Source organism: Candidatus Hydrogenedentota bacterium, from assembly GCA_019637335.1.
In the GTDB taxonomy this organism is placed as follows: Bacteria; Hydrogenedentota; Hydrogenedentia; order Hydrogenedentales; family JAEUWI01; genus JAEUWI01.
The window spans coordinates 77,732-91,410 of the sequence record JAHBVV010000030.1; the positions used below are offsets into that span (position 1 = coordinate 77,732).

The window sequence follows — 13,679 nt, forward strand, 5'->3', positions numbered from 1 at the left end:
GCAATACGGTTTTGCGGGATTGCCATACGTCGGCGCGATTACCTACAATGGCGGTCCACAAACTTACTAAACTCCACCGTAAATTGCAAAAGGGAGGCCCCAATTGAATTACGCGACCACGACAAAACGCCTGGTTTCCGCCGCCGCAATCATCCTCGCCACCGCTACCGCCGCCGAGAGTCAAACCTTCGGCGAACCCTTCCCCGGCTACCGGGGGATCTGGTACGCCAACCAGAAGACCAACAACGAGTATGTCTTCAAGTACAGCGGCGGCCTGGGGACCTACTGTGCGAAGCACATCCCGCATTCCGTCTACGCGCCCGAGGTGAACAAGACCTTCTTCGTCTACGGCGGCACAAACGAGGCGCAGGACACGCTCCTGGAGATGGTCTCCTACTACGACCACGCCACGGGGGAAGTCCCGAGGCCGGTGATGATTATCGACAAGCGGACGACCGACGCCCACGACAACCCGGTGCTTTCGATCGACAGCGACGGCTACCTGTATGTGTTTGCCAGCGCCCACGGGACCGCTCGGCCGGCCTACATCTTCAAAAGCCTCAAGCCCTACGACATCGAGCAGTTCGAGCAGATCGCCGAGTTCAACTACTCATATCCCCAGCCGTGGTACATCGAGGGCAAGGGTTTCTTCTTCGTGCACACGCACTACAAGAGCGGCCGCGGGATGTACTTCAGCACCAGCGAGGACGGGAAGGAGTGGACTGACCGCGTGCAGACGGTGCACATCGACGAGGGCCACTACCAGATCAGCTGGCCCTGGAAGGATCGCGTCGGCGTGAGCTACAACTACCACCCGAAGGGCAAGGGGCTGAACCACCGCACCAACCTGTATTACATGCAGACGCCGGACATGGGCAAGACCTGGACCTCGGTCGACGGCGCGCCGTTTGATCTGCCGTTGACCACGCCGGAGAATCCCGCCCTTATCCGCAATTACGAAGCCGAGGGCCTGCTGGTTTACATGAAGGACCTCAACTACGACGCGCAGGGCAACCCGATCATCCTGCACCTGACCGCGGGCGGGTGGGTTTCCGGCCCCGAGTCGGGCCCGCGCACGTGGCGCGTCGCGCACTGGACCGGCGACGCCTGGGCCTTCCACGCGATCACCGAATCGGACAACAACTACGACACGGGATCGATCTACGTCGCGGAGAACGGCGAGTGGCGGGTGGTCGGCCCCACGGAGACCGGCCCGCAGCCCTACAACCCCGGCGGCGAGATCGCGGTCTGGGTTAGCGCCGATCAGGGCCAGACCTGGACGCGGGAAGCCCAGCTGACCAGTGGCAGCGAGCGGAACCACACCTACGCCCGCCGCCCGCTCAACGGCAACGATGAATTCCACAGCTTCTGGGCCGATGGCCACGGACGCCAGAAGTCCGAGTCGTACTTGTACTTCTGGAACCGGAAAACTGGCAGCGTGCACCAGTTGCCGTATACCATGGAGAGCGACCGGGCCACACCCGCCGTGGTACAGGCCAACCGCTGACGGGGGGCGCCCGCCGCAGACCGCGCCAGGCCCGGCATGGCGTATAACATCAGGAGTTCGAACCGTGATTCTTTCCCGATCCTATCGAGACTTTGCCGCCCGCCCGCTTCGGGGGGGCGTGCTCGCGCTGGCCCTGCTTGCCGCCGCGGGCGTGTCCGCCGCGCCGGCCATCACCAGCCCCGCGCCGAACTTCGACTTCGGCGAGCGGGACAACGATGAGGTCGTCACCCATGCCTTCGTGGTGAAGAACGCCGGCGATGAAGCCCTGGTCATCAGCGACGTGAAGTCCTCCTGCGGGTGCACCGTCGCCGAGCTGGAGACCAGCACGCTGCAACCCGGCGAGGAGACCCACGTCACGGCGAACTTCAATCTCAAGGGGCGGCAGGGCCACCAGACCAAGACCATCACGGTCATCTCCAATGATCCCGCCCAGCCGGCCTACCGCCTGGAACTTACCGGGACCGCCATCGCCACCATCAGCGTCGAGCCGGGCCTGGTCAATTTCGGGCGCATTGAAGACACCGCCATCCACGAGCAGACGGTTCTCGTCCAGAGCAACCGCGAAGGCCACACCTTCGAGTTGCTGGATGTCTCCCTCTCCGAAAACGCGCCGTTTACCGTCGAGATCAAGACCAACGAGCCCGGAAAAGAGTACGCCATTCTCGTCCATACCCTGCCCAACCCCATGCCCGGAGCGCTTAACGGGCGCCTCACCATTCGCACGGACGACGTGAGCCGTCCCGCCGTCCTCGTCAACCTCTTCGGCCACGTTGTCGGCCCGCTCCAGATCCTGCCCGACGTAATCAACATCCAGTCGAACAGCGCGCCCGACGCGCGTCCGGCGAGCATGAACGTGCAGGTGAAGGCCGGGCGCGTCAAGGAATTCGAGCTCGTAGAGGTGATCGCGCCGGCCGATTCCATCGCCGCCGAAATCGTGCAGCTGCGCGCGAACGATTACGTCATCAAGCTCACCGGTATGCCGGTCGATGGTTCCCTGCGCGGCAAGGAGCTGATTGTGCGCACAAACTCGCCGGACGCGCCGGAACTCCGGATCCCGTTTCTGATCCGGCCCGAGCGCCCCGCGTCTTCGGCCCGGATTCCCGCGCGGGTACCGGCCAGCCAGGCCACGCCGCCCGCGCGCCCGGTCCGGCCGGTGGCCCCGGCGCAATAGGGCGCGGGCCACACCCGGGAAGTGCGTGCGGGCGCCGGCGCGAGGCCGTGGCGGGCCGCGGATTGCCGGTCAGATCAGGAGACAGGAATGAATCGAGTGCGTCTTGTTTGGGCAGCTTGCCTCGCCCTGGCAATGACGGGTCTGTCTTGCGTTACTCCGGCGAACAGCGCGGACACGGCGCGCAAGGCCCGGCCCCGGACGCACTTGGATCGCTACGTGCACGCCCCGGACGATGCCTATACGTATACCCTCGCGCGGGAAATGTACGAGAGCGGCGTCGCGCTATATGTCCTCGACCTCACGTCGCAGGTATGGCGCAGCCCCCACGAGGTTGATCAGACCCGCTGGCGGCACTGGCTCAGCATCTACGTGCCCGATCGTGTTTCCCACGAATCCGCCATGCTCTATATCGGGAGCGGCGACACCGGCGACCCGCCTCCGGACCGGATGTCGCGCGAGTTCTCGCAAATCGCCCGCACCACGGAGTCCGTCGTCGCTTATCTCGGGATGGTGCCGAACCAGCCCCTGGTGTTTGCGGGGGACGGCCTCTCCCGCACCGAGGACAGCCTCATCGCGTACACCTGGGACAAGTTCCTGCGGACCGGCGACGAGAACTGGCCTCTCCGCAACCCCATGACCAAGAGCGCGGTGCGCGCCATGGACGCCATCCAGGAGTTTTGCGCGTCCGAACTGGCCGGGGCCCATCCCATCCGCGATTTCGTGGTCACCGGCGCCTCCAAGCGGGGCTGGACCACCTGGCTCACGGCGGCCGTGGACGCGCGTGTCCGCGCCATCGCCCCGCTCGTCATCGACATGCTAAACGTCAAAGCCTCGTTCCGCCACCACTGGGAAGCCTATGGTTCGTGGGCTCCCGCCGTGGGCGACTACGAGGCCATGGGCCTTATGGAGTGGATCGGCGCGCCCGAATACGATCGGCTGCTCGAACTCGTGGAGCCCTACAGCTACGCGGACCGCTACACGATGCCCAAACTCATCGTGAACTCTTGCGGCGACCAGTTTTTCCTGCCCGACTCCTCCCAGTTTTACTGGGATGACCTCCCGGGCGAAAAATACCTCCGCTATGTTCCGAACACCGGCCACGAACTGGAGGATTCGGACGCGATATTCACACTGCTTGCGTTCTATCACAGCATCATCGCGGGCATCCCGCTGCCGCAGTACGCCTGGGATTATGGCGACGGCCACACCCTGACCGTAACCACCTCGGAGGAGCCCGTCGAGGTCCGGTTCTGGACCGCCACCAACCCCGCCACCCGCGATTTCCGGATTGACGTCGTGGGCAAGATTTGGGAAAGCGAAGAAGTGGAACCGGGGCCTGGCGGCGTGTACACCGCCCGCCTGCGGACGCCGCCGCACGGCTGGACCGCTCAGATGATGGAACTGACCTTTGAAGGCCCCGCGGGAACGCCGCTCACCTTCACCACGCCGGTGACGGTCCTGCCGGAACGGAAGCCCTTTACCTACATGCTGCCCGTGATCCGGCCCCGCGGGTTCCTCTCCCGCTGAAACCGGCCTAGACGTGCGGCGCGTTGCGCTCCTGCAGCGCCTGCACGGCCTTCTTCACGTCTTCCGTCCGGTCCTTCGGCACGACCAGCACCGCGTCTTTCGTGGCCACAACCACCACGTCCGCCATCCCCACGACCGCGACGGACCGCGCCTCCGCCCCCTCGTCGTTGTACACAATGCAGCCGTCGCAATCGATCAGGACCGGAGCGCCCTGGCTGACGTTCCCCCGCGCGTCCGGCGTCCGGGAACGCTCCAGAGCCGACCAGGCGCCGATGTCGTCCCACGGAAACGTCGCGTTGACCATCACCACCTTTTTCGCCTTTTCCATCAGCGCGTAGTCAATTGATTCACTTTTCAACCCTTCGAAGACCCGGCGCACGGCCGCGCCATCGCCCGCCCGCATCGCATCGCGCATTTCGCGGATGGCGAAGGCGAATGCCGGGTTGGCGGCCTCAAACTCTCTTACGAACACCCCGATGCGCCAGAAGAACATCCCGCTGTTCCAGAAATAGTCTCCGGTCGCGACGTATTCTTCGGCCACTTCGAGCGGCGGCTTCTCGCGAAATCCGGCCACCGCGTGCGCTTGAGGAACGCCGGTATCGGCCGCTAGCCCCGTCTCGCGGACCGCGTGCACGTACCCGAAGCCCGTCGCGGGGCGCGTGGGCGGAATGCCGATCGTGCCCAGGGCGGGCTCCGCCTCCACCACGTCCAAGATCTTTGCCAGCGTCGCCGTAAAGGCGTCGTTGTCCCCGATGCGGTGATCCGCCGTCACCACGGCCATCGTGAGGTTGTCACCGTCGCCGCCATAACGGGCCAGCATACGCGCCGCCGCGTAGCACAGGCAGCCCGCCGTGTTTCGCCGGCAGGGCTCCGCAATCACGTTCTCGTCCGGAATGCCCACGTTCGCCGCCCGGATCGCATCCACCAGCTCTTCGCTCGTCTGCACATAAATGTGCTCCGGCGCCACCAGCGGGCGGAGGCGGTTGACGGACTCATGCAGCATCGTCTCGGTCGGGCTGGTCAGCCGAAGCAACTGCTTCGGATGCAGGCGCCGCGATACCGGCCAGAACCGCTCCCCCGCCCCCCCGGCCATAATGACGCCAATGCGCTGGTTTTTCTCGGATGCGCTCAACACGTGCTCCTTTCTCGCCGTTCACCAGCCGGAACCGCCCGGCCCTGCATGCGCCGCATTGTATACACTCGCACCCGCCAAAGGGTAGCCGCCGCGCATGGCAACCGCAATTGGAGAACTTTAGCGGTCTGAAGTGCGGAACAGTATGTGTTTTTGCTAATGGAGCCGGTGTGCATCACACGCAGCTTCTGATGTAACGGTAGCATATCCAGAACGCTGTCTTGCGCCTGCGGCCCAATTTGCCGGCGGGCCGCCGGCGCTCCATAGCTCTCTTGCGCCGCTGGCGCAATCTGCCGGCGGGCCGCCGGCGCTCCAACACGCTCACTTTCTTTGATTCAACGCTCCAAATCGACTCCAGTTATCGCGCATATGTCGCGATCGGGTCTAATCGCGATTGCCCTGGTAGCCGCCATCGCGCGCTTGCCAATTTCCCGAGGCTCCTGCTACGATCCCGCGTTGTCCCGCGCGCGTGCGGCGCGGGTCGCTCCTGTCCAGCCCACAACCGCATCTCGCCCGCACGTCGCTCGAGGGGCCCCCGTGAATCCCGACATCCGAAACCTGTTTCTCCTGCTGCTTTACGCCGCCGGTCTCTTCAGCCTGAACGCCGGCGGCTACGACTTGTGGCCGCCCGACGAACCGCGCTACGCCGAAATTGCCCGCGAAATGTACGAGTCCGGCGACTACCTCGTCCCGCGCGTGAACGGCGACCTTTACTACGAAAAACCGCCGCTCCTTTTCTGGTCCATTGCCGCCTTCAACCATCTCCTCGGCGGACCCGGTGAATGGAGTGCGCGCCTGCCCTCGATTCTGAGCGCGCTCTATGTCGTCGCGCTTGTCTTCCTGCTCGCACGCCGCATGTTCAACGCCCAGGTCGCGTTCTGGGCCGCCCTCGTGCTCATTACCTGCTTCCGTTTCTGGTACCAGGCGCGGCGGGGCCAGATCGACATCATGCTGACCGCCTGTATGATCACGTCGCTTTACGCCTTCTGGCGTTGGGACAGCGAGCGACGCGGCGCCTGGCTCGCAACGGCCTATGCCGCCATCGGCGCCGGCATGCTGGCCAAGGGACCGCCCGCGCTCGTCTTCCCGCTCCTCTTTCTCTTCGCCTTCTACTGGAGGCAGCCGGAAGCCCGAAAGAAGACCCGGTGGGCCGTCGGATCGCTCGGCGCCATTGGCCTGGTGCTGCTCTGGTACGTGCCCGCGCGCATGGCGGGCGCGGAAACGGCCACGGACGCCGTCCAGACGGGTATCGGCGGCAATCTCCTTCGGAATACTATCGGGCGGTTCGTGCTCGGCGTAAGCAAGGCCCAGCCCCCGTGGTACTACCTCGAAACCCTCCCGGTAGACCTGCTCCCGTGGACCTTCATCGCGCCGCCGGTGCTCTTCTGGGCCTGGAAACAGCGAAAATCGTCCCGCGCCATGTGGGCCCTCTACTGCTGGCTCGTTCCCGCTCTCGTATTCTTCTCGATCTCCATCGGGAAGCGCGAACTCTATCTGCTACCGCTGCTCCCGGTATTCGCCATCGTCTTCGGGGCCGCGATTGTCCACCTGCGGGAAACCGCCAACTTCCGTTGGATGCGCCGGGGGGCCATCGTTTGGTCCGGCATATTGCTATTGCTCGCCGCCGCACCCGCCGCGATGCCGTTCAGCCCGTTTTCACCCGAGGAGCCGCTGCGCGTTTATTCGATGTCAGCCGCGGCGGGCATCTCCGGACTGGCGGGACTCCTGTTGCTCCTGCGTAACGGTGGAGGCATGGCGCCCGGATTGATTGCCGCCCAGGTGGGGCTGGTCTACGCGATGGCGGTTTGTACGGTGTATCCGGAGATAAACGTCTATAAGTCGGCCCGACCGATATGCGAGCCCGCCCGACGCCTTGCGGAGATTGACAATAGTTTTCGTTTGTATTCTGTCGGTTTTTCTCGGGAAGAGTATGTCTACTATAGCCAGAGACTCCACCAACCCATCTTCACGAGCCTCATCGGCGACATCCCGCCGGATCGCCTGATCGAACAGGCCCAGATCCAGAAAGAAGCGCGCAAGGTCATCGCGGAAGCCGTCGAGGATGTCCCTATTCAGGACCTCGCCCGGATTACTCCGGAAGAGCGCGACGCGCTCCTTGCCGCCATCAACAGCGCCGTGGACGAACACGAGCATCGCGACACCATCCTGGAGTTCGAGCATGCCCTGATGGACGAAATTGACCGCTTCTTCGCGGAATTCACACGCCCCGAGTCCGCGCTGGCCTTTATTCAGGAAGAAGACTGGCGCTGGCTCGTGCCGCTCTATGACGACGGCGACGTTCCCGTCCACATTCTCGTGGACCGTCCGGTGGGTAGCCGCCACGTGCTTCTGCTCGCAAACGAATCAGCGTTGACGCTGCTTCGCCAGACCTCCGATGTGGTATCGGACTGAGGCTGCCGTCGCCCTTCCATCCTGCGCACATATGTTCGCCCTGAACAGCATCGGATTGCGCATTTGTGTTAAGATCGCGCGGTTATGTTCGCATGAGCGCACGTGAATACCCGTGGTCGTCGCTGCGCTTACCTATCTGGTATACAAATTGCTCCACCCGTGGTGTCCCGCCGTATCGAGGCGCGACGCAGATCCGTGGAGACCGGTTGGCGAACGTTTTGAACCGCAGATTGCACAAGGGATGGAGTGCATGTCAAACGAACCCAAGGCAGCAGACACCGCACCCGTTTCCGGCTCCTGGGATGACAATGCCTGGTTCCGGGGTCTGGTGGAGAGCGCGGTTGACGCGATCTTGACGATCGGCTCCGACGGCATTATTCGCCATGCGAACCGTTCGGCGACGCGTATGCTTGGGTATCACCAGGCGGAATTGCTTGGGCGCAACGTGAACATGATCATGCCGGACATATACGCGCGCCATCACGATGAATACATACGCAATTATCTTCAAACCGGCGAAAAGCACATTATAGGAATCGGTAGAGAGGTCGTCGTACGGAAGAAGAACGGCGACACACTGCCCGTCCACCTCAGCATCAGCGAGGTCAATATGGACGGCGCGCGCTACTTTTCCGGCGTTCTTCGGGATATTTCCCTGGAGCACGAAGCCCGGCGCGAGCAGGAGCGCCTGCTCGGGGAATTGAAAGAGCGGAATAAGAAGATCACCTGCCTGTACAGCGTCGGCGAGGTGATCCGCGAGCAGGCGGTCGAAATTGATATTTTCCGGGAAATCGCCTACTTGATCCGTCCGGCGTGCAGCTATCCGGAGCGCACCCGGGTCCGCATCGTCTTCGATGGCCATGTTTACGAGGAACTCGCCATCTCCACGACCCCCTGGACCTTCAGCGCGCCCATTGTCGTCGGCGGGCGCACCCGGGGCAAGCTGGAACTCGTCTACCGGGAAGCGATCGATCCGGAAATCCCCGGCATCCTCACGCAGGGTGATTGCGACATGATTGAGGCCATCGCGCGAACCCTGGGCGAGGCCGTGGAGCGGCGGGAGGCGGAAGCCAAGGTCATCCAGGCCTCCAAGCTGGCGTCCATCGGCGAGCTGGCCGCCGGCGTGGGCCATGAAATCAACAACCCCATCAACGGCGTGATCAATTGCGTCGATATCCTGCTGGAGAACATGGCGGCGGACGCGCCGGACCGGCATTTCGCGGAGCTGATCCGTTCCGAGGCCGAGCGCGTGGCGTCCATCGTAAAGAAGCTGCTGACCTTTTCCCGGCAGCAGCAGGAAAAGTACTCGATGGCCAGCATGCCGGAAATTCTCGATGCGGTGCTCTCCCTCAGCAATAAGAAAATCGAAAAATCGCACATCGAGTTGCGCGTGCACATACCCGATTCCCTTCCCCGGCTCCGGTGCCGCGGCGAGCAATTGCAGCAGGTCTTCATGAACCTGATCATCAATTCAATTCACGCCCTGGACGATCGCTATCCCGACGGGTCGCCCAACAAGATAATGACGATATCGGTTCACACGCGAAAACACGATGGCCGCGCCTATCTGGAAACGGCCGTGGAGGATTTCGGCGTCGGTATTTCCGACACCGCGAAAGCGCGCCTGTTTGATCCCTTCTTCACGACCAAGGGCCGCGACAAGGGAACCGGCCTCGGGCTGTCCGTTTCCGATGGCATTGTGAAGGATCATGGCGGCTTCATCGAAGTCGAGAGCGAGCCCGGCGAATTCGCCCGTTTCAGGGTTTTCCTGCCTGTCGAGGGCCCGCTACCGGACAAGGCGCGTTCCGCCGCGGCCATGGAGTATGAGCGATGAGTACTATCCTGATCGTCGAAGACGAGGATGTCCTCCGGCTGACGTTCGCGCGCTTCCTGGAGTCCGAAGGCCACACCGTGGAAACGGCCGCTTCCTATGACGATGCGGTTGACCGCATCGAAGAGACCGACTTCCAGGTCATCGTGACCGATATCATCCTCGGCGGAAACACCGGAATCGACCTGTTGCGCCACGTCCGTGAAACGATGCCGAAAGCCGAAGTCATCATGATCACCGGCGAACCCAGCGTCGAGACCGCCAGTGAGGCCGTGCGCCTCGGCGCCTTCGACTACCTGGCGAAACCCGTGACTGGCGACGCCCTCAAGCGGGTCGTGCGGCTCGCACTGGAGCATATTCGCATCGTCGCCGAGCGCGACGCCTACGCCGCCCGCACCGACGCCTACCGCCGCGAACTGGAGACTATCTTCCACGCCGTTAAGGAGGGTATCGTGACGGTGGATGAAAAAGGCGTCATCCGGCAGGTCAACGTCGCGGCCGGCCAGATGCTCGGCGAGGACATCGGCGATCTGGCGGGGCGCCCCGCGCGCGACGCCTTTACCGGCGCCCTGGCGCCCGCGGCCGAAGCCCTCGCCAGGACCCTGGCGACCCACAACGAGGTCGAGGAATTTCACGTCGAGGCCACGCTCCCGCGCTGCGGCGAGAAGGTCTTTGTTCTGTCCACCACGCCCCTGGGGAACGGGGAAACCGGCGGGGCCGTCCTCGCCCTTCGGGATCTGACCCAGGTAACCCGGCTCGAAAAGCAGCTCGCCTCCGACCACCACTACCAGAACATGATCGGGCGTTCCGCGCCGATGCTGGAAGTCTTCAACCTCATCAAGAACGTCGCGGAGACGGATTCCACGGTGCTCATTTACGGGGAAAGCGGCACCGGCAAGGAGCTCGTGGCCGCCGCGCTCCACTACACCAGCCCCCGCGCGAATGGCCCCTTCGTGAAGGTGAATTGCGCGGCCCTCGCCGAGGAAATCCTGGAGAGCGAACTCTTCGGCCACGTCAAGGGCGCCTTCACCGGCGCCATCAAGGACCGCGTCGGGCGCTTCGAGGCGGCCAACCGGGGCACCATCCTGCTTGACGAAGTCGGGGACATCTCCCCGCGCCTCCAGTTGCGCCTGCTCCGCGTGCTCCAGGAGCGCGAATTTGAGCGGGTCGGCGATACCCGGCCCATTCATGTGGATGTACGCATTATCGCCTCCACCAACAAAGACCTGCTCCAGCGAATCCGCGAGGGCAGCTTCCGCGAGGACCTTTACTACCGCCTGAACGTGGTCCGGATCGAACTGCCGCCCCTCCGCGAGCGGCGCTCCGATATCCCCCTGCTCATCGATCACCTCCGCGGCAAGTTCAACCGCGCGTTCAAGAAGGAAATCGCCGGCGTCTCCCCGGATGCCCTCGAATTGATCATGCGCCACCCGTGGTCCGGCAACGTCCGCGAACTCGAAAACTGCCTCGAACGCGCCTTCATCGTCTGCCACGAGAACGTGATCAAACCAGAGCACCTGCCCCGCGAAGTTGTCTGCGCAACGGCCACGGTGACGGCCACCCATCTCCGCGCCCTTCCCGAACCCATCAGCACGCGGGAACTTGATCGGGAAACCGTTTATGAAACGCTCGCCAAGACCGATTGGAACGTGGCGAAGTCCGCCCGCCTCCTCGGCGTGGCGCGCAACACGCTCTACCAGCGTATGCGCACCTATAACCTGCTCCGGCCCAGTTGAGTCCGGATCCGGTTCGTCATACCGCTGGCGAAATGCGCAGCACGACGGCCGCCAGGGGACGTACCCCGCGCACATGCGCTGTCCGTTGGCAAGTAAACCTCTCTGTCAGGAAGCGCAGACTCCGTCATCATCGCGTGCCGGGGGTTTGTCTGCCGCCATGACCAGGGGTTGCTGCTCCCGCCTGTGTTTGGCTTGCCTGAGGTAGTATAGCCCGAGGGGGCGCATCTGGCAAGTGAAAAATGACGCGTCACCGCGTTCGGGGAGGCCGGTCGGGGACGCCGGTCGGGGAGAAGCCGCGCGCGGCGGATAATTGGGGAGAGGATTATCAACCGCAAAGAGCGCAAAGAACGCAAGAGGGCTTCTTGTGCATTCTCTACGGTTCAAGAACTAACCATGCGGCTCACCCGCAATGGGATTGAGGGCATAGGCCTGCGTCGCCGGGTGAAGTAGCTCGTACTACCTGGTCATGTGGTTGCCGCTGGCCGAGAGGAAGCTGGTGATCAGGCGGAGGCCCCTGTCGTTGCGCTCTTGGGGCGCGATATGGGTAGCTGCCCTTGTCTTGGACCTACCCTTTTTAGCTTACTAGCGCTCGTTTATAAGGCCCACGCCCTTATAAGAGGAATTAGAAAACCTACAGCCATGCAAATTGCGGTATATTTCTGATTTCTCGTCAAAGGCGATATTGGGTCGTCTATGAACGATACGTCAACGGGAACTCGCCTTTCGATTTCCGAAACAAATTCCCCCATATCCTTCAAAGGTTGAATAATAATCTCGTTACCTTTCCCAAACTCAATATGCATGCGCATAGTCTCAGGGGACCGGGCAGATCCCACAGTCACTCCGGTTACCGAGCCCAGCTCTATCGAGACTTGTCGAGAGAGGCCCATTCGGTTGACGGTCAAGAAATCGGATTCTATACTGTATGTCGTAGTTAACCACGCATCTCGAATGAGTTTCATGGCAAAACGCATTGCAGCAAAAACGCAAAGGCTAAAGACAAGTAGCACGGAAACACCAATCCACCACACTACGCCTTCGCCCAATGACAGGAAAAGGAGAAAGAAATAAGCTGTCGCAGCGCGAGACGCCAATCTGCTCCAGGCCAGACTCCAATCTTCTGTTAACTGGGAAAACCTATAGCAGTTGGGAGTATTGTTATCGTTCATGCTCCCATGATTTCCCTTCCGTGCCTATCGCACGCCAACTCAATTACAACTTGCGGTACCAAGCTACACAGGTACGCCTGCTAGACGACATCGCAACTGGTAGGCGCAGTTGCCTTACCCAGCGTAATACCATCCACGAGACCCACCAAGTAGTCTTGGCAGTCCCTGATTTCGCCCATGAGCTTCTCTCCGATTCCCCATACATGATTAATTTGATATGCCCACGCCGCAGCTATGCCAATCCGCATTGACTTCGAAAGCGGAGCAGCAGCAAGGAGTTGGGCGGTATACAGGACATCCGCAGATAGCGCTATGGGCTGCCACATACCTAACCCTATCAAAAATCCAAGCAAGCCGAAGCTACATGTGCCATCGCCCGCAGTTGAGAGCACCGACGAGTAATACAGATAGGCCTTGAGAGTAACGTCAGCCGCGATCACGCCAGCCGATATATAGAGCGCCTTCCCGTAAAAGCTTGCCGCCGCAAACCGAGTCGCAATTCCGCCCAAGAGACCTCCAAGGCTTCCCAGTGTACTGAACAACCTGCCATCTATATCAACGAGACTTACCGGGTTATTGACCACATACGCATACACATTCGGCCCGTCGACCATGCCGAGCGGATCCCGCGTGAGCCAGCGGTTGGCGTCGGGGCTGTAGTATCGGTAGGCAGTATAGTACAGCCGGGCCTCGCTATCCCAGGCGTGGCCGGTGAATTTTTCCTCCTGCGGCGGATCTTCGACCGGTGATGTCCTCGCCGTGGTCGGCGTATTTGCCGCCGAAGGGGGTGTATTCGTATTTACCGATGCGGTCGCCGTCCTGATCCCACAGGTCCGCCTGCGGCGGATCTTCGACTGCGTGGAGCCGATGGTCCGCCTACGGCGGATCTTCGACGGAATGTGCCGCAGGTCCGCCGTAGGCGGATAGTTCCAGGTTCCCGTGGCCGCGCTGGTCCCTTCCGACGTGGCGAGGACGGTCCCGATTTGCTTGCCGGGGTGGTGGACGTAGGTCGCCTGCAGCGTCCCGGAGCCGTCCTCCTCGTTGAGCACGTCCCAGCCCGCGCCGTAGCGGTATTTCGTCGTGTCGCCGCCGGTCTTGCGGGTCATGCGCCCGAACTGGTCGTAGGTGTTGGTCGGCTTTTTTGGGGTACAGCCCCGCACGTTGCCTTCATTCGGCCGGGGCCGGGTGTGCGGG

The 13,679-nt window shown here is 62.4% G+C and carries 9 protein-coding genes; 6 read left to right on the forward strand and 3 right to left on the reverse strand.

Translation table 11 applies throughout. The features are described from left to right. Window positions 1–103 precede the first annotated feature (103 nt). The 3 genes from KF886_23065 (at window position 104) to KF886_23075 (ending at window position 4,205) form a co-directional block, all read left to right on the forward strand. Window positions 104–1,507: a BNR-4 repeat-containing protein gene (locus KF886_23065; GenBank protein ID MBX3180241.1), complete on the forward strand. Its 1,404-nt coding sequence runs from the start codon at window positions 104–106 to the stop codon at window positions 1,505–1,507. A 64-nt stretch (window positions 1,508–1,571) separates the two neighbouring features. Next, window positions 1,572–2,678 (forward strand): DUF1573 domain-containing protein, encoded by a 1,107-nt coding sequence (locus KF886_23070; protein MBX3180242.1) that lies wholly within the window; start codon window positions 1,572–1,574, stop codon window positions 2,676–2,678. 87 nt (window positions 2,679–2,765) lie between these two features. Beyond that, window positions 2,766–4,205, forward strand: a complete 1,440-nt coding sequence (locus tag KF886_23075) for a PhoPQ-activated pathogenicity-related family protein (GenBank protein MBX3180243.1) — start codon at window positions 2,766–2,768, stop codon at window positions 4,203–4,205. A gap of 7 nt (window positions 4,206–4,212) precedes the next feature. On the opposite strand, the gene KF886_23080 is transcribed toward KF886_23075, so the two are convergent. After that, window positions 4,213–5,298, reverse strand: a complete 1,086-nt coding sequence (locus tag KF886_23080) for a mannose-1-phosphate guanylyltransferase (protein MBX3180244.1) — start codon at window positions 5,296–5,298, stop codon at window positions 4,213–4,215. A gap of 576 nt (window positions 5,299–5,874) precedes the next feature. Here KF886_23080 and KF886_23085 point away from each other — a divergent pair. The 3 genes from KF886_23085 to KF886_23095 all read left to right on the forward strand — a co-directional run bounded on the left by KF886_23085 (window position 5,875) and on the right by KF886_23095 (window position 11,316). Beyond that, window positions 5,875–7,749 carry a glycosyltransferase family 39 protein gene (locus KF886_23085; protein MBX3180245.1) on the forward strand — a complete coding sequence of 625 codons (1,875 nt, stop codon included), beginning with the start codon at window positions 5,875–5,877 and terminating at the stop codon, window positions 7,747–7,749. Between the two features lie 250 nt (window positions 7,750–7,999). Continuing rightward, window positions 8,000–9,583, forward strand: coding sequence for a PAS domain S-box protein (locus KF886_23090; protein ID MBX3180246.1), 1,584 nt, complete (start codon window positions 8,000–8,002; stop codon window positions 9,581–9,583). After that, complete coding sequence (locus KF886_23095) at window positions 9,580–11,316, forward strand: sigma 54-interacting transcriptional regulator (protein ID MBX3180247.1); 1,737 nt, start codon at window positions 9,580–9,582, stop codon at window positions 11,314–11,316. The genes KF886_23090 and KF886_23095 overlap by 4 nt, the downstream gene beginning before the upstream one ends. Before the next feature lie 593 nt (window positions 11,317–11,909). Here KF886_23095 and KF886_23100 read toward each other — a convergent pair. Continuing rightward, a complete protein-coding gene (locus KF886_23100; protein MBX3180248.1) occupies window positions 11,910–12,485 on the reverse strand; it encodes a hypothetical protein in 576 nt (191 codons plus the stop codon). 80 nt (window positions 12,486–12,565) lie between these two features. Next, window positions 12,566–13,679 (reverse strand): RHS repeat-associated core domain-containing protein (locus tag KF886_23105; protein ID MBX3180249.1); only part of this gene is annotated, 1,114 nt, incomplete at its 5' end.

Excerpts from the sequence above, each read along its gene's own strand:
- KF886_23075 (MBX3180243.1), top strand. The coding sequence starts at position 2,766 with ATGAATCGAGTGCGTCTTGTTTGGGCAGCTTGCCTCGCCCTGGCAATG.
- KF886_23080 (MBX3180244.1), bottom strand. The coding sequence starts at position 5,298 with ATGGCCGGGGGGGCGGGGGAGCGGTTCTGGCCGGTATCGCGGCGCCTG.
- KF886_23090 (MBX3180246.1), top strand. The coding sequence starts at position 8,000 with ATGTCAAACGAACCCAAGGCAGCAGACACCGCACCCGTTTCCGGCTCC.
- KF886_23095 (MBX3180247.1), top strand. The coding sequence starts at position 9,580 with ATGAGTACTATCCTGATCGTCGAAGACGAGGATGTCCTCCGGCTGACG.
- KF886_23100 (MBX3180248.1), bottom strand. The coding sequence starts at position 12,485 with ATGAACGATAACAATACTCCCAACTGCTATAGGTTTTCCCAGTTAACA.